The organism is Nocardia sp. NPDC058640 (assembly GCF_042716995.1).
GTDB lineage: Bacteria > Actinomycetota > Actinomycetes > Mycobacteriales > Mycobacteriaceae > Nocardia.
The window spans coordinates 21034-37371 of sequence record NZ_JBHXRG010000019.1 but is presented as its reverse complement, the minus strand read 5'-3'; the positions used below and the strand labels follow the sequence as shown (position 1 = coordinate 37371).

Below are 16338 nucleotides of genomic sequence, written 5' to 3'. Positions count from 1 at the left end.
CCGGTCAGACGGGCTTGGGCGGCAACGCTTGCGGCGCCGAGTTCAGCGGATAACCGCCCGGCGGCGGGATCATGCCCGGATGCGGTGGGCGCGGGCGCCAGAACATCGAACCCGGTTTGCTGCGGTCGCGCAGCGCCCACATCCGCCAGGTGAGTACCGGGTGGCTGGCCATGGCGTTGACCAGCCAGATGAAACCGCCCTTGTCGAGCGCGGCCCGATCGGCCATCTCGTCGACGCCGACATCGACATTGAGGTACTTGCCCGCGGCCAGGGTGGCCATCGCGCTGGGTGCGCCCTGCGGGCGGAAGCAGTAGCCGTGATTGTCGGCGGTGTACTCCTGGGCACGGATCAGCGACGAACCCAGAATCGGCAGATACGGCGCGGCGAACATGCCGAGTTGCCGCCAATACGACACGTGACCGGCGGCGATATGCCCGACCTCGTGGCCGATGATGAACGCGAGACCCTCCGGTTCGCGGGCGGCGCCACCGATTTCGAACAGGTCGCTGTAGACCACCACGAACCGGCGGAATCCGTGCCCGGCGGCGAAGGCGTTGATCTGGCCGTTGCCCAGGATCACGTACGCGTCCGGCGCCGTGGACATCCCGAATCGCGCCGCCGCCTCCTGCACCATCCGATACCCCTCGGGGAACTGGGTGGGCGACATCCGCACGCCGTTCACGCGCTGGGTCGCGAAGTTCAGGCCACGACCGGCCCACAGCAGGATCGGCGCGAACAACAGCAGCAGCACGTACGGGCTGGACAGCACCGAACCGGACTGCTCGATCCCGTTCTCGTCGACCACGGGATCGGCGAACAGTTCGAACGAGGTGAGCAGCAACGCCAGCAGATACGCCACGGCGGTGATCATGATGACCACGATCAGCAGCGGGATCTCCCACGGATGCCGAGCGGGGCGATCCCACGGCATCAGACCGCGCGGGCGATGCTGCGGGGGAACCGGCGGCGGACCGCTCGGTGGGTAATAGCCTGCCGAATGCGGGGGATGCGGTTCGTGCGGGTGCATGAAACGACTCTAAGTGGGCCTGCAAGAATCGCAGGTATGCGCGTTTACCTGGGTGCCGACCATGCCGGTTTCGAATTGAAGAATCACGTCAAGGCCCATCTGCTCGAGGCCGGACTAGAGGTTGTCGACTGTGGCGCCCTCGAATACGACGCTCTCGACGACTACCCCGCCTTCTGCATCGAAGCCGCGCGGCGCACCGTCGCCGACCCGGGTTCGCTGGGCCTGGTCTTCGGTGGCAGCGGCAACGGCGAGCAGATCGCCGCCAACAAGGTCCCCGGCGCCCGCTGCGCCCTGGCCTGGAGTGTCGAAACCGCGGTGCTGGCCCGCGAACACAACAACGCCAACCTGATCGGCATCGGCGGCCGGATGCACTCCACCGCCGAGGCGCTGGCGATCGTGGACGCGTTCATCGCCACCGCGTGGTCGGAGGAGGCGCGGCACCAGCGTCGCATCGACATCCTGGCCGACTTCGAGAAGACCGGCATCGTTCCCGAGATTCCCGCGTACTGAGGTAATGCCCGAAGGACACACCCTCCACCGGATCGCCGCGCTGCATCAGCAGCGGTTTTCCGGTGGGGTGGTGCGGGTTTCGAGTCCGCAGGGGCGGTTCGTCGAAGGTGCCGCGCTGGTGGACGGGCAGGTGCTCGAGCGGGCCGAAGCCTTCGGAAAGCATCTGCTGCACCACTATTCGTCCGGGCTCACGGTGCATGTGCATCTGGGGTTGTATGGGACTTTCAGTGAAGTCGAGTTGCCGATGGCCGCGCCGGTCGGGCAGGTGCGGATGCGAATGTTGGGTGCCGCAACCGATTTCGGCACCGACCTGCGTGGACCTACCGCGTGCGAAGTGCTGCTGCCGCCCGAAGTGGACGCGCTCACCGCACGTCTGGGCGCCGACCCGTTGCGCGCCGACGCCGATCACGAACGAGCGGGCGCGCGAATCCGCCGCTCCCGCAGGGCAATCGGTGCCCTGTTGATGGACCAGGCGTTGATCGCCGGTGTGGGCAATGTCTATCGCGCGGAAGTACTGTTCCGCCACGGTATTTCACCATTCCGACCCGGCACCTCGATCACCCCCGCCGAATGGGACGCCCTGTGGGCCGACCTGGTCGAACTCATGCCGATCGGCGTCACCACCGGGCGCATGCACGTCGTGCGCCCCGAACACGACACCGGCGCACCGTCTTACAACAAAGACCGCCCCCGCACCTACGTCTACCGCCGCCAGGGCGAACCGTGCCGAGTCTGCGCAACCCCCATCGCGCACAAGGTCATGGAGGGCCGAAACCTGTTCTGGTGCCCCACCTGTCAGCCCGACTAAGAGCTGGAATGAAAGTCGACTGAGCCGGACCGCGAAGTGCAGGCTTCGCGATCCGACTCAGCCGGCGACCGCCGTTCCCAGTTCGGGGTCGCCCGTTTCAGCGAGCGCGAAACGCCGCCCGCCCGCCGATTTCGCCGAGTACATCGCGCGGTCGGCGCGGCGTAGCAAGTCGGTGAAATCGCACGTCTTTCCCGGTGGGCAGAAAGCGGTGCCCACGCTGGCCGAGACCGGCACCGGACCCGCGCTTGACCACACCGGGTCGCGCAGTGCCGCGACCACACGGTGGGCCAACTCGCCGAGGGTGTCGCGGCGCGGATTGGCCGCCACCACGAACTCGTCGCCGCCGTACCGGCAGATCACCGTGTCGGGCGGGCACACCTCACGCAAACGGTGGGCCAGTTCTACCAGAACCTCGTCGCCGATCGCGTGTCCGTAGCCGTCGTTGATCTGTTTGAAGCGATCCAAGTCCACCACCAGCACGCCGACACCCCGGCTGGGGTCGGCGGCGAACGCGCGCACCCGTTCTTGCAGCAGCGTGCGGTTCGCCAGATCGGTGAGGGCGTCGTGGGTCGCCTCGTGGCGCAAGCGGTGCTGCAGCGCGGCGATCTCCTGTACGCGCAGCGACACTTTCGCCGAGATGTTCTGTTCCTGTTGCACCAGGGCGCGTTCTTGCAGCGCCTGGGCGTAGCTATCGATGGCCTGGCTGGCCACCAGCGGCCACCGCGTGGCCACCAGCGAACCCGGAACCCCGGAGGGGAAGCCGAGCAGCCAGCGACTGGCGTGGGCCAGCATTCTGGTTCGTTCGAACGGCGCCTCGGCCAGGCGTGCGCCGAGCTTGCGCGCCTGTGGCACCGGGAACGGTTCGGTCCTGGCCAGGTGCAGCAGCCGCTCGACGATGTCGACGAGCACCGGCTCCAGCTGGTGCGGGGCCGTGGAAGAGCCCGGTTCGGCACAGACCGCGCGGGCCCAGGCGCGGGCCATCGCGGCGACCGGTGGCTCGATGTGGGTCATCGACATCACCGGCGTTCATTCGCACTGCTACGCGGTTGGGTCCACCGAGTTCGGCACACGCTCACCGCCCCCTTTCCAGATACCCCCGTCCGGCAAAAAGGATCCTAGCAAGCCACCCGAGACCGAAAAGTCGCGTTCTAGACGCGTTCTCAGGTCTCTCGCGAATGGCGATCGGCTATGACATCGCTACGCAGTCTCCGGCGTTACACATTTTCCGAAAAAGATTTCGGTAGCCCGAAACGTGCAGCGTAGAGCCCTCTACGCGGGTGGTGGACGCTGTGTCGCCATGGTTCCTCCTGCACGGGAGTCGGTCGTGACGATGAGGCGGTAGTCGTCACGCGCACTCTCATGGTGGCCTATTCGCCGCCCACGTGCCAGGTTTTTAAGGAAAATTCTCCTATTTATTCCCCCGGTGGAGCCGACGCCGGTCCCCCTGGGCGCCCAACCATCGTCGCCGGGAGGGTGTTTCGGGGATAGGGTCATTAGGCCCTAATCGGGCACGGCGACGACTGGCCGCCGGCGCGAGCCCGGCCCGTGGGGGCCCTGATTGGCATTTTGCGCGCGGCGTTCGGTACAGTCGTGGCGCACGCGACATCGTGGCGATCCCATCGATGTCGTTTGCCTGCGGGTGTAGTTCAATGGTAGAACCTCAGCCTTCCAAGCTGATGGTGCGGGTTCGATTCCCGTCACCCGCTCAAACATGTATTGCCGCAACGGCTTTCCCGCCGCCGCGGTATCGGGGTGTAGCGCAGTTTGGTAGCGCATCCGCTTTGGGAGCGGAGGGTCGCAGGTTCAAATCCTGTCACCCCGACAGTTAAGGTGAGGCTCATGTCCTCCACATCTCGGGTCGCGATCGTCACCGGTGCCGCGCGCGGAATCGGCGCGGCCGTCGCCATCAAACTCGCTGCTGACGGCAATGCTGTCGGTGTTATCGACCTCGACGAAGCCGCCTGTGCGGGCACCGTCGCCGCCATCGAAGCCGCGGGTGGCACCGCGCTGGCTGTCGGGGCCGATGTTTCCGATGAAGCCGCCGTGGCCGCCGCGGTGGAGCGGATCGCCGCCGAGCTCGGCGCACCGACCGTGCTGGTCAACAACGCCGGCGTGCTGCGCGACAACCTGCTGTTCAAGATGTCGGTCGACGACTGGGACACCGTCATGAACGTGCACCTGCGCGGCGCGTTCCTGATGACCCGCGCGGTGCAGAAGTACATGGTGGACGCGAAGTTCGGGCGCATCGTCAACCTGTCGAGCACCTCGGCGCTGGGCAACCGGGGCCAGGCCAACTACTCCGCCGCGAAGGCGGGCATGCAGGGCTTCACCAAGACCCTCGCCCTCGAACTGGGCAAATTCGGTGTCACCGCCAACGCGATCGCGCCCGGCTTCATCGAGACCGAGATGACCGCGGCGACCGCTGCGCGTGTCGGCGCCGACTTCGAGGCGTTCAAGGCCGCCGCGGCCAGCCAGATCCCGGTGAACCGGGTCGGCACCCCCGCCGACATCGCCAACGCCGCTTCGTTCTTCGCCAGCGAGGGCGCCGGCTTCGTGTCGGGTCAGGTGCTCTACGTGGCCGGTGGCCCCAAGGATTGAGTCACGTGCGCTCCGTGCCGGGCAGCCCGGCTCAGGCGCAGCGGAAACGGAAGTCCGCGCGTGCTTCCCTACTCGCGGACACTGTCACCTTGACCGGGTCGGTGACGGCCAACCCGCACCCACCGGGCACCGTCACCACCTTCGCCTCGTAGCAGCCGACGGGCAGCGCCACCGTCGCCCGCCCGTCGGCCCCGCTCACCAACGTGGCGACGACCTGGGTGGCATCGCACGGTGTGACCGCGATATCGGCCCGGTTGACCGGCATCGGTTCCGAACCCGTGAATGCCCACGCCGTCAACGTGCCCGTCCCCTGTGGTGCGGACGAGCCTGTTTGCGCGGGTGTCGACGGGTTGGTCCCCGGTGCCGTCGAGGAGCCGGTCCCCGGCGGCGTGGGTTCGGCGGCCGCGACACCGGCGACCACCAACGGACAGAGCACGGACAGTGCGAGCAGTGTTCGGCGCATGAACCTCTCCTCAGACAATGAGTTCCGGTCGTACGGTGCGCCGATGGTAGGCCCGGTTCGCCGAAAGATCCGATGTCACACGCAGGTTTCGCGTTGACGATTCGGCGACGATCGATGCCAGGATCGGGTGATGACCTACGTCAAGGATCCGCGCGTGGATGCCTACATCGACGAGCTCCCCGCCTGGCAGCAGCAGATCTGCCGTGAGGTGCGCGACCTCGTCCACGCCGCCGACCCCGCAGTGACCGAAACCGTGAAGCGCCGGGTCCGGCCGTATTTCGAGCTCGACGGCAATATCTGCGCGCTGCTGGCCGCCAAGACCCACGTCAACATTTTCCTGTACGACGGCGCGATCGTCCCGGACCCCGACCACATCATCACTGGTGGTCAAGACAACAAAACCGCCCGCACGGTCGCCGTCTACGAGGGGGAGACCCTCAACAAACGAGCGTTGACCGCGATGCTGAAACAGATCATCGCGAACAACCGGGCGGGTGGCTGGCGCACGATCAAAAAGGACCGCGGGCAGGACTAGCTTCGCCGCACCCGGCCGCCTCGCGGGTGAGGTGGTCGCGTTCGGGTTCGCTGGTGCGGTGACAGTGGGCATCGGGGTGTAGAACGGCCGCAGCTCGAGCCATTCCCGGATCGGCTCGCCGCCGCGAAACGATCCAGTCGGTCACTGCGGCGTGATGCCCGCGCGTTCGCACCAGACTCGTTCCGCGGGAACCGACACAGTAGTCATCTCCGGGTAGCGCAGGGCGGAGAGCGTGCCGCCGAACACCACGCCGGTGTCGAGGCAGAGGGTGTTGTTGACCCAGATCAGGGTGGCGACCGGAGTGTGGCCGTAGAGGACGGTGGGGGTGCCGCGGTAATCCCGGGCCCAGTCGTAGCGGATGGGATAGCCGTGTTCGTCGAGTTCGCCGGTGGGGGCGCCGTACAGGGCGAAGGAGCGGGCGCGGCCCGAGGTGCTGCCGTGCAGGCTTTCGGGCAGGCCCGCGTGCGCGACGACGAGATTGCCCTTGTCGAGCAGGTAGTGCGTGGGCAGGTCGGTCAGGAAAGCGTGTGCGGCGGTGCGGAATTCGAGGTCCTGGTCGGCCAGTTGGGCCAGGGACTGTTCGAGGCCGTGGGCGATGCGCACATTGCGGCCGTCCAGCGCTCGCATCAGTTTGTGGTCGTGGTTGCCGGTGACGCACAGGGCGGATTTCGCGGCGACCATACCCATGACCAGGCGCAGCACGCCGGGAGTGTCGGGGCCGCGGTCGACCAGGTCGCCGACGAACACCGCGGTGCGGCCCTGCGGGTGGGTGGCGCCGATCGGGCGGTCCTGGTCGTCGCGGGCCAGCTCGTAACCGAGTTCGCGCAGCAGGGTTTCCAGTTCGCTGCGGCAGCCGTGGACGTCGCCGATCACGTCGAAGGGTCCGCGCAGGTCACGGCGGTCGCGGGGCAGGGCTTCGGGGCGGCGGGGTTGGGTCATCTCGCTTCCATCGTTGTGCAGCACGCGCGCGCCCGCAACCGCGTTACTGCTCGGTGGGGATCGTGGCGTCGGGCCAGGCCCAGTTCGAGACCACGGGCATGTCCGCGCCGTGTTCACGGGTCCAACGCCGTGCGATCAGCCGGGCGTCGACGATCTCCTGACGTAGGCCCGCGGCCTGTTCGCGCAGGCCGGGGACGCGGTCGATCACGTCGATGACCAGGTGGAAGCGGTCCAGATCGTTGAGCATCACCATGTCGAAAGGGGTGGTGGTCGTGCCCTTCTCCTGGTAGCCGCGTACGTGCATGTTGTGGTGGTTGGTGCGGCTGTAGGTGAGGCGGTGCACCAGCCACGGATAGCCGTGGAAGGCGAAGATCACCGGGCGGTCGGTGGTGAACAGGGCGTCGAATTCGGCATCGGGCAGGCCGTGTGGGTGATCGGCCGCGGGCAACATGCGCATCAGATCGACGACGTTGATGAAGCGAACTCGTAAGTCCGGCAGTCGATCTCGCAGGATGGCCACGGCGGCCAGGGTTTCCAGGGTGGGGATGTCGCCCGCGCAACCCATCACCACATCGGGTGTGGTGCCCAAATCGTCGTTGTGACAAGCCCATTCCCAGATGCCGAGGCCGCGCGTGCAGTGCAGTCCCGCCTCCTCGGCCGAAAGCCAGTCGGGCCCAGGCTGTTTCCCGGCCACGACCACGTTCGCGTAGTGCAGTGACCGCAGGCAGTGGTCGTAGGTCGACAGCAGAGTGTTGGCGTCGGGCGGCAGATACACGCGCACGATATCGGGACTCTTGTTCGCCACCACATCGAGAAAACCGGGGTCCTGGTGGGTGAAGCCGTTGTGGTCCTGGCGCCACACATGCGAAGTGAGCAGGTAGTTCAGGCTCGGGATCTTGCGCCGCCACGGCACTTTCAGGCTGGCGTCGAGCCATTTGGCGTGCTGGTTGAACATGGCGTCGACGATGTGGATGAACGCCTCGTAGCAGGTGAAAACGCCGTGGCGGCCGGTGAGCAGATAGCCCTCGAGCAGGCCCTCACACATGTGCTCGGACAGCACCTCCACCGCGCGGCCGTGCGGCGACAGATCCACGTCCCAGCGGCCGACCTCCTCCTGCCAGTCGCGACCGGTCACCTCGAGGATGTCGCCGAGGCGATTGCTCACCAGTTCGTCGGGGGCGAAGGTCAAGAAGTTGTGCGGGTTGCGGGCGGTGACATCGCGCAACCAGCTTCCCAGCACCCTGGTGGCCTCGTGTTGACTCGCGCCCGGTGCCACGACATCCACGCAATATTCGCGCCAGTCGGGCAGGTCGAGATCGCGAATCAGTAAGCCGCCGTTGGCAACCGGGTTCAAACTCATCGGGTGGGCGGGAACCTGCTCGAGCAATGTCGAGACCGGCGTGCCGTCGTGTTCGAACAGTTCCTCGGGTCGGTACGACTGCAACCACAGCTCCAACACCCGTCGATGATCGGGATTGGTGCGCGCGTCGGGCAACGGCACCTGATGTGCGCGGAACGTGCCCTCCACACGCAAGCCGTCGACCACCGGCGGACAGGTCCACCCCTTGGGCGTGTGCATCACGATCATCGGCCAGCGCGGACGTTTCATATCGCCGTCCTCGCGCGCCGCCCGCTGGAATTCGGCGATCTTGTCCATGCAGGTGTCCATCGCCGCGGCCATCGCCTGATGCACCGGCGCGGGGTCGTTGCCCGAGACCACCAGCGGCTCGTAGCCGTACCCGCGCAGCAGTTCGACCAACTCTTCTTTCGGGATGCGCGCGAAGATCGTGGGGTTGGCGATCTTGTACTCGTTCAACGCCAGGATCGGCACCACCGCACCGTCGCGCCCGGCGTTGAGGAACTTGTTCGCGTGCCAGCTGCCCGCCAACGGACCGGTCTCGGCCTCTCCGTCGCCGATCACGCAGAACACCACCAGATCCGGGTTGTCCAGCGCGGCACCGTACGCGTGCAGCAGGCAATAGCCCAGCTCACCGCCCTCGTGGAACGAACCGGGCGTCTCCGGCGCGCAGTGACTGGGCACGCCGCCAGGGAAGGAGAAGCGGTGGAAGAAGCGGCGCATACCGTCGGCGTCGCGGGGGATATCGGGCTCTAGAACGGAATAGGCGTCCTCGAGCCAGGCACAGGCGTTCGGGCCGGGGCCGCCGTGGCCGGGGCCCGCCACGTAGACCGCGTTCAGCTCGCGGTTCCTGATCACTCGATTGGCATGGGCCCACACCAGATTCAGGCCCGGCACGGTGCCGAAGTGGCCCAGCAGGCGCGGCTTGATGTCGTCGGGGATCAGCGGGGTGCGCAGCAGGGGATTGCTCATCAGATAGATCTGGCCGACCGCGAGATAGTTCGACGCGCGCCACCACGCGTCGACCGCGACGAGCTCCGCGCGCGACAGCGGGCCCGGCGCGTCGGTGAGAACGTACGGCTTGGGCGGGATGGTTTCGCCCTGGCCGCCCTCCAGATTATCCGCGGCGGTGTCGTCGCTGGACCGGGTCATCGCGGACTCCTCGTACTCGACCGAGTTCGCGGCGCCGTCGGAGCCGCGGGACCTGCCCGGCGCACCGCCCAACACGCGGCAACACCGGTGAGACACGCATCGCCGAGCCTACCGTCGTGCCGGTTCCGTGGGCCGCAACGACGGTCGATTACTGTGCGGGCCATGCATTCTCTCGGCAAGATCTTCGGAATCGGACTCGTCGCGGCCGCCGCGATCACCACCGCTGCCTGCGGCTCGGACTCGGATTCGACCGGCTCGCCGAGCACGAGCGTGCAAGGTGCACCCGCCGCGAGCACCGGCCGCGAATGCACCGCCGACGACGTGAAAGTCACCGGCGGTTACGGCGAAGCACCCACCATCACCATCCCCGACACCTGCGACGCGCCCACCACCCTGATCACCAAGGACCTGGTGGTCGGCAGCGGTCCCGGCGCGGCCGCCGGACAGCCGCTGACCATGAACTACGAGCTGGTCACCTGGTCGGACAAGCAGGTGCTGGACAGCTCCTTCAAGCGCGGCAAGCCGTTCGGGCTGACGCTGGGCACCGGCCAGGTCATCCAGGGTTGGGACGAAGGACTGGTCGGTGTGCAGCAGGGCACCCGCCGACTGCTGATCGTGCCGCCCAACCTGGGCTACGGCCAGGGCGGCAACGGTGTCGCACCCAACGAGACACTGGTCTTCGTGACCGACGCCGTGCAGGTCGGCCGCTAGCGGCACCGCCAACCAAACACCGATTGCACGACCGCGCACGCGGTCAACTAACCTGGTCGGGATGCGTACGTCGCACCTGTCTCAGGACGCGACGCCCCTGTCCGGGGCCAACACCATGAACTACGAACCAAGGAGTATGTCCGTGAAGAGCACCGTCGAGCAGCTGAGCCCGACCCGGGTCCGGATCAACGTCGAGGTGCCCTTCGAGGAGCTGAAGCCCGACTTCGACAAGGCGTACAAGGCACTGGCACAGCAGATCAAGATCCCCGGCTTCCGTCCCGGCAAGGCCCCGGCCAAGCTGATCGAAACCCGTGTCGGCCGTGGCGCCGTGCTCGAGCAGGTCGTCAACGAGGCGCTGCCGAACAAGTACGCCGAGGCGATCCAGACCGGCGAGATCAAGGTCATCGGCCAGCCCGAGATCGAGATCACCAAGATCGAAGACGGCGAAGAGCTGGCCTTCACCGCCGAGGTCGACGTGCGCCCCGAGATCGCCCTGCCCGACTACTCGGGCATCGAGGTGACCGTCGATTCCTTCACCATCGGTGACGACGACATCGAAGAGCAGCTGCTGTCGCTGCGTCAGCGTTTCGGCACCCTCACCGGTGTCGAGCGCGCGGTCGTCGACGGTGATTTCGTGTCGATCGACCTGTCTGCCACCGTCGATGGTGAGGACGTCCCCGAGGCGGCCACCACCGGCCTGTCGCACGAGGTCGGTTCGGGTCAGCTGATCGAGGGCCTCGACGACGCGGTCATCGGCCTGAAGGCCGGCGAGTCCGCCGAGTTCACCTCCAACCTGGTCGCCGGCGACCACGCGGGCAAGGAAGCCGTGATCACCGTGACCGTGCAGTCGGTCAAGGAGCGCGAGCTGCCCGAGGCCGACGACGAGTTCGCCCAGCTGGCCAGCGAGTTCGACACCATCGACGAGCTCAAGGAAGACCTGAAGGGCCGCGTCGAGCGCGTCAAGAAGGTCGAGCAGGCCGGCGAGATCCGCGACAAGGTGCTGGACACCCTGCTCGAGACCATCGAGGTCCCGCTGCCCGAAGCCGTGGTCAAGGCCGAGGTCGACGCCGTGATCCACGACGCCGTGCACGGTTTCGACCACGACGAGGCCAAGCTGGCCGAGGCGCTCGAGGCGCAGGGCTCGTCGCGCGAAGAGTTCGACAAGGACACCCAGGAAGCCGCCGAGAAGTCGGTGAAGACCCAGCTGCTGCTGGACGCCATCGCCGAGGCCGAGAACACTCAGGTCGGCCAGCAGGAGCTCACCGAGCGAATCCTGTTCCAGGCGCAGCGTTACGGCATGGCGCCCGAGCAGTTCATCCAGCAGGTGCAGCAGGCAGGCCAGCTCGGCGCGGTCTTCGCTGACGTGAAGCGCGGCAAGGCGCTGGCCGGCATCGTGGGCCAGGTCAAGGTCACCGATTCCGACGGCAACGTCGTGGACACCACCGAAATGTTCGGTGACCCTGCGGATTCCGCCGAGACCGAGTCGGCCGACGCCGCTGCTGAGTAAGTTTCTGCGGCGTGATTTGATTGCGCTGTGAGCGAAGAAGGGCGGTACCGGGAGTTCGGTGCCGCCCTGCTTCGTTAGTGTTTGTGACGACGACCCGTATTCGTATGGCCGTAGCTATCGGTGAGAAGAGAAGGCAGGTATCCGTGACAATGAACCAGGCAGGGGTCATGACAGCCACTACCGCTGGCCTCAACCTCAGTGATTCGGTGTACGAGCGGCTCCTGCGCGAGCGCATCATCTTCCTGGGCAGCCAGGTCGACGACGACATCGCGAACAAGATCTGCGCGCAGATCCTGCTGCTCTCGGCCGAGGACTCGACCAAGGACATCGCCCTCTACATCAACTCGCCCGGCGGCTCCGTCACCGCGGGCATGGCCATCTACGACACGATGCAGTTCGCCGAGTGCGACATCGCCACCTACGGCATGGGCCTGGCGGCATCGATGGGGCAGTTCCTGCTCACCGCGGGCACCAAGGGCAAGCGTTTCGCGCTGCCGCACACCCGGATCATGATGCACCAGCCGTCGGCGGGCATCGGTGGTTCGGCCGCGGACATCGCGATCATGGCCGAGCAGTTCGCCCACACCAAGCGTGAGCTCAACGAGCTGCAGTCGCTGCACACCGGCAAGTCGGTGGAGCAGGTGACCGAGGACGCGGACCGCGACCGCTGGTTCACGGCGAAGGAAGCCCTGGAATACGGCTTCATCGACCACGTGGTCGCCCACGCGAACCAGGCGAAGAAGTAGCACCCGCGCGCCCCACACACTCGAGACAAGCTTGGAGACCAAGATGGCCAATCTGATCGACCCGCGCGCAGGCCTGGGTGGCGCTGCCGCGGCCACCCCGCAGTCGCGCTACATCCTGCCGCAGTTCACCGAGCAGACCTCGTTCGGCGTCAAGACATCCGACCCGTACAACAAGCTGTTCGAAGAGCGGATCATCTTCCTGGGCAACCAGGTCGACGACGTGTCCGCCAACGACATCATGGCGCAGCTGCTGGTGCTGGAGTCCCAGGACCCCGACCGCGACATCACCATGTACATCAACTCGCCCGGTGGTTCGTTCACCGCGCTGATGGCCATCTACGACACCATGCAGTACGTGCGCCCCGACGTGGTCACGGTCTGCCTGGGTCAGGCCGCCTCCGCCGCCGCGGTGCTGCTGGCCGCCGGTGCGCCCGGCAAGCGCGCGGCGCTGCCCAACGCCCGCATCCTGATCCACCAGCCGTCCTCGGGCGGGGTGCAGGGTCAGGTGTCCGACCTCGAGATCGCCGCGGCGGAGATCGAGCGGATGCGTCGCCTGATGGAAGTCACCATCTCGCGCCACACCGGCAAGTCCGAGGAGCAGGTCCGCAAGGACACCGACCGCGACAAGATCCTGACCGCCGACGAAGCCAAGGAATACGGCATCATCGACCAGGTCTTCGACTACCGGAAGCTCAGCGGTCAGAAGTGACACGCCCGGGCCCGCTGCCCTGATGTGGGCGGCGGGCCCACCTTTTTCACCCGGGGTGGCTCACAATGGTGAGAACCCGCACAACGCAGACCGCAAACATGCGCGAGTTGTCGACCTCATTCGCGCACAACAGGTACGGTCGACTCAGGGACCATTGCTCTGATTGACGGCACCGAGACGTGTTTGACGGCCCAATCGGGGGTGCACGGTCGCACTCGGACAAGGAAGTAGGGACCTACGAGATGGCGCGCATCGGAGACGGCGGCGATCTGCTCAAGTGCTCGTTCTGCGGAAAGAGCCAGAAGCAGGTCAAGAAGCTCATTGCGGGCCCTGGGGTCTATATCTGCGACGAGTGCATCGACCTGTGCAACGAGATCATCGAGGAAGAGCTGGCCGAATCGAGCGAGGTCAAGCTCGACGAGTTGCCCAAGCCCTCGGAGATCCGGGATTTCCTCGAGAACTACGTGATCGGCCAGGACACGGCCAAACGGACGCTGGCGGTGGCGGTCTACAACCACTACAAGCGCATCCAGGCCGGTGACAAGGGCCGAGACAGCCGCGGCGAGACCGTGGAGCTGGCCAAGTCCAACATCTTGATGCTGGGCCCCACCGGCTGCGGTAAGACCTACCTCGCGCAGACCCTGGCCAAGATGCTGAACGTGCCGTTCGCCATCGCCGACGCCACCGCGCTCACCGAGGCCGGCTACGTGGGCGAGGATGTCGAGAACATTCTGCTCAAGCTGATCCAGGCCGCGGACTACGACGTCAAGCGCGCCGAGACCGGCATCATCTACATCGACGAGGTCGACAAGATCGCCCGCAAGAGCGAGAACCCGTCGATCACCCGCGATGTGTCGGGCGAGGGTGTGCAGCAGGCGCTGCTGAAGATCCTGGAAGGCACGCAGGCCAGCGTCCCGCCGCAGGGCGGTCGCAAGCACCCGCACCAGGAATTCATCCAGATCGACACCACGAACGTGCTGTTCATCGTGGCCGGCGCCTTCGCGGGCCTGGAGAAGATCGTGTCCGATCGCACCGGTCACCGCGGTATCGGCTTCGGCGCCGAGGTGCGCTCCAAGGCCGAGGTCGACACCGACGACCACTTCGCCGACGTGATGCCGGAGGATCTGATCAAGTTCGGTCTGATCCCCGAGTTCATCGGCCGTCTGCCGGTGATCGCGTCGGTGACCAACCTGGACAAGGAATCGCTGGTCACCATCCTGTCCGAGCCGAAGAACGCGCTGGTCAAGCAGTACGTTCGACTGTTCGAAATGGACGGCGTGGACCTCGAGTTCACCTCCGACGCCCTCGAGGCCATCGCCGATCAGGCGATCCTGCGCGGCACCGGCGCTCGTGGCCTGCGCGCCATCATGGAAGAAGTCCTGCTGCCGGTGATGTACGACATCCCCGGTCGCGACGACGTCGCCAAGGTGGTCGTGAACGCCGATACCGTCATCGACAACGTCCTCCCGACGATCGTGCCCCGCAAGGCGCAGCGGCCCGAGCGTCGCGACAAGTCGGCATAGGACACCTACGCGAAAGGGCCCCTTCGAATCCGAAGGGGCCCTTTTCGTGTGCTCAGTGGGTGGGATTGCCCAGGCTCGGCGCCGCGAGCAGATCCTCGGCGTCGTCGGCGGGGATGTCCGCACTGGCACGGGCGATGGCGGTGCTGTAGCGGGCGCTGGCGGCATTGTGGATGAGCAGGGCAACACCGATCATGATCGGGGCCACCGCGTGCACAGCGGCGTCGTACCAGTGCCGCGCGCTCAGGTGCGGGTAGGTGTTCAGCGCGATGGTCAGCGATAGCAGGAACCCCTCGGCGATCAGCACCTGGTTGCGGTTGCCCATCACCCCCCACTCCGATACCCGCGTGGTCCCGATCATGATGATGATCAGACACACGCTGATCATCGCCTCGAGGCCGAAGCTGGCCCAGTACAGCGGATCGCTCGGCCCGCCGGGGGCGATGTTGTGCTGCACGTTCACCGCCGACCACAGCATCCCCACCAGCACCACGCCTGCCAACCCGCGCAGCGACCAGGTGCGGTGCTGATACAGCGACGCCAGGCGAGCGCGCGGGTTGGACTCGCGGCGTTGCGCGGCGATGGCCTTGCGGGCCAGCATCAGGTCCGACATCTCGGCGCGCTCGAGCTCCGCGGTGGTGTCGCGTAAGCGGTCGGCGTGCGAAGAGGCGGCCTTGATCTGCTTCCAGCGCTGATCGCGCTCGTAGGTGCGGATCTTTTCGGCGAGCTCGCGTTCGGCGCGCAGTTCGTCTTCGGACAGTGCGTCGGTCAACGCCGGATCGGACTGGTAGGCGATCCGACGCCTGGCCCGTTCCACCCGCACGGGCAAGGCGGTGACCTCGTGGTCGAGCGGGTGTTCCTCGCGCATCGCAACTCCAGTAGCAAAAGGGTTCGCCGGGTCGCGTCATTGTTGCGCATGGAGCGGGGGAACTACACCCGCGGGCCCGAATCAACCGGCCCGCGGGGGCTCAAAGGGTCTGGCGCACAAGCGGTGTTGCCGTGGATGCACCAGAACGGGGATCGGTGACAACGGTGGTGAAACCGTCGCGCCCGGGGTCGAGGAGCTTCGTTGATCCTCCGTGGTTCGCCGTTGAACCTTGGTCCCGTGAAGTGCTTCTGATGGTGTGTCGTTGCTGGTCATCGCCGTGTTACTCAGATGTTTGGGAGGTGGAGAAATGGATAGGGGATCGGTTCCTTCGAAACCGTCCTTTCGTCCGTTTGGTCCGTCTCGCAGGGCCTTCACCAGATACGACGGGTTCGGCACGCAAAACTCATCGGCGTATCCTCGCGGTGTGTCGGACTGGTACTGCTGATTTCGTGCTGTTTACTCGGTCCGTCAATCAGATGTTCGAGTGACGAGTGGAAGCGGAGGAGACATGGCACTGCCTACGATGACCGCCGAACAGCGCACCGAGGCGTTGGCCAAAGCGGCTGCCGTGCGCAAGGCGCGCTCGGAACTGATCGGCAAGGTGAAGGAGGGCAAGGTCACCGTCGCCGATCTGCTCAAGAAAGCCGACAGCGACGACCTGGTGAAAAAGACCAAGGTCGCTGCCGTGATCAAGGCACTGCCGGGCGTGGGTCCGGTCAAGGCCGCGAAGTTGATGGATCAGGCCGAGATTCCCGAGGATCGTCGTATCGGTGGCCTTGGTGCTCGTCAGCGCGCGGCACTGCTCGACGCCCTCGAGGCCTGAGCCGATTCGCGATCCGACGCCCGTGGTGCGCGATGCACGGGCGTCGGGATGGTCTTTCAGGGATA

Annotated in this window: 16 protein-coding genes and 2 tRNA genes; 12 read left to right on the top strand and 6 right to left on the bottom strand. The window is 66.3% G+C overall.

Going from position 1 to position 16338, the window contains the following annotated elements; translation table 11 throughout:
• Positions 1–4: 4 nt before the first annotated feature.
• Positions 5–1027, bottom strand: coding sequence for a M48 family metallopeptidase (locus ACFWU5_RS19885; protein ID WP_379245074.1), 1023 nt, complete (start codon positions 1025–1027; stop codon positions 5–7).
• Between the two features lie 36 nt (positions 1028–1063).
• On the opposite strand from ACFWU5_RS19885, the gene ACFWU5_RS19880 reads away from it, so the two are divergent.
• Together ACFWU5_RS19880 and ACFWU5_RS19875 are read left to right on the top strand one after the other, a co-directional pair.
• Positions 1064–1537, top strand: a complete 474-nt coding sequence (locus ACFWU5_RS19880) for a ribose-5-phosphate isomerase (protein ID WP_379268186.1) — start codon at positions 1064–1066, stop codon at positions 1535–1537.
• A 4-nt stretch (positions 1538–1541) separates the two neighbouring features.
• Positions 1542–2345: an Fpg/Nei family DNA glycosylase gene (locus ACFWU5_RS19875; protein WP_379268185.1), complete on the top strand. Its 804-nt coding sequence runs from the start codon at positions 1542–1544 to the stop codon at positions 2343–2345.
• A 57-nt stretch (positions 2346–2402) separates the two neighbouring features.
• Here the strand turns inward: ACFWU5_RS19875 and ACFWU5_RS19870 are convergent, their stop codons facing one another.
• Positions 2403–3356, bottom strand: a complete 954-nt coding sequence (locus tag ACFWU5_RS19870; RefSeq protein WP_379268184.1) for a diguanylate cyclase domain-containing protein — start codon at positions 3354–3356, stop codon at positions 2403–2405.
• A 624-nt stretch (positions 3357–3980) separates the two neighbouring features.
• On the opposite strand from ACFWU5_RS19870, the gene ACFWU5_RS19865 reads away from it, so the two are divergent.
• The 3 genes from ACFWU5_RS19865 to fabG all read left to right on the top strand — a co-directional run bounded on the left by ACFWU5_RS19865 (position 3981) and on the right by fabG (position 4943).
• Positions 3981–4051: transfer RNA gene (locus tag ACFWU5_RS19865), tRNA-Gly, on the top strand.
• A gap of 42 nt (positions 4052–4093) precedes the next feature.
• Positions 4094–4167: transfer RNA gene (locus ACFWU5_RS19860), tRNA-Pro, on the top strand.
• Between the two features lie 17 nt (positions 4168–4184).
• Complete coding sequence (fabG, locus tag ACFWU5_RS19855) at positions 4185–4943, top strand: 3-oxoacyl-ACP reductase FabG (RefSeq protein ID WP_379268183.1); 759 nt, start codon at positions 4185–4187, stop codon at positions 4941–4943.
• A gap of 31 nt (positions 4944–4974) precedes the next feature.
• On the opposite strand, the gene ACFWU5_RS19850 is transcribed toward fabG, so the two are convergent.
• On the bottom strand, positions 4975–5406 hold the full coding sequence (locus ACFWU5_RS19850) for a hypothetical protein (protein ID WP_379268182.1): 432 nt from the start codon (positions 5404–5406) through the stop codon (positions 4975–4977).
• 130 nt (positions 5407–5536) lie between these two features.
• On the opposite strand from ACFWU5_RS19850, the gene ACFWU5_RS19845 reads away from it, so the two are divergent.
• Positions 5537–5941 (top strand): DUF1801 domain-containing protein, encoded by a 405-nt coding sequence (locus tag ACFWU5_RS19845; protein ID WP_379268181.1) that lies wholly within the window; start codon positions 5537–5539, stop codon positions 5939–5941.
• A gap of 141 nt (positions 5942–6082) precedes the next feature.
• On the opposite strand, the gene ACFWU5_RS19840 is transcribed toward ACFWU5_RS19845, so the two are convergent.
• Positions 6083–6880, bottom strand: coding sequence for a metallophosphoesterase (locus ACFWU5_RS19840; protein ID WP_379268180.1), 798 nt, complete (start codon positions 6878–6880; stop codon positions 6083–6085).
• 43 nt (positions 6881–6923) lie between these two features.
• On the bottom strand, positions 6924–9389 hold the full coding sequence (locus ACFWU5_RS19835; RefSeq protein ID WP_379268179.1) for a phosphoketolase: 2466 nt from the start codon (positions 9387–9389) through the stop codon (positions 6924–6926).
• Positions 9390–9551: 162 nt separating this feature from the next.
• Between ACFWU5_RS19835 and ACFWU5_RS19830 the strand changes: the two genes are divergently transcribed.
• From ACFWU5_RS19830 to clpX, 5 genes are all read left to right on the top strand, one after another.
• Complete coding sequence (locus ACFWU5_RS19830; RefSeq protein ID WP_379245090.1) at positions 9552–10100, top strand: FKBP-type peptidyl-prolyl cis-trans isomerase; 549 nt, start codon at positions 9552–9554, stop codon at positions 10098–10100.
• Between the two features lie 142 nt (positions 10101–10242).
• Positions 10243–11607, top strand: a complete 1365-nt coding sequence (tig, locus tag ACFWU5_RS19825; protein WP_379268178.1) for a trigger factor — start codon at positions 10243–10245, stop codon at positions 11605–11607.
• A gap of 149 nt (positions 11608–11756) precedes the next feature.
• Positions 11757–12353: an ATP-dependent Clp protease proteolytic subunit gene (locus tag ACFWU5_RS19820; RefSeq protein ID WP_379245094.1), complete on the top strand. Its 597-nt coding sequence runs from the start codon at positions 11757–11759 to the stop codon at positions 12351–12353.
• 43 nt (positions 12354–12396) lie between these two features.
• Entirely contained in the window at positions 12397–13062 is a 666-nt protein-coding gene (locus tag ACFWU5_RS19815; protein ID WP_379245096.1) for an ATP-dependent Clp protease proteolytic subunit, read from the top strand.
• A gap of 242 nt (positions 13063–13304) precedes the next feature.
• Positions 13305–14585: an ATP-dependent Clp protease ATP-binding subunit ClpX gene (clpX, locus tag ACFWU5_RS19810; protein ID WP_379245098.1), complete on the top strand. Its 1281-nt coding sequence runs from the start codon at positions 13305–13307 to the stop codon at positions 14583–14585.
• 52 nt (positions 14586–14637) lie between these two features.
• On the opposite strand, the gene ACFWU5_RS19805 is transcribed toward clpX, so the two are convergent.
• The gene (locus ACFWU5_RS19805) at positions 14638–15450 is read right to left on the bottom strand and encodes a hypothetical protein (protein ID WP_379245100.1); all 813 of its coding nucleotides are present in this window, start codon (positions 15448–15450) and stop codon (positions 14638–14640) included.
• Positions 15451–15958: 508 nt separating this feature from the next.
• Here ACFWU5_RS19805 and mihF point away from each other — a divergent pair.
• Positions 15959–16273 carry an integration host factor, actinobacterial type gene (mihF, locus tag ACFWU5_RS19800; protein WP_019045768.1) on the top strand — a complete coding sequence of 105 codons (315 nt, stop codon included), beginning with the start codon at positions 15959–15961 and terminating at the stop codon, positions 16271–16273.
• Positions 16274–16338 lie beyond the last annotated feature (65 nt).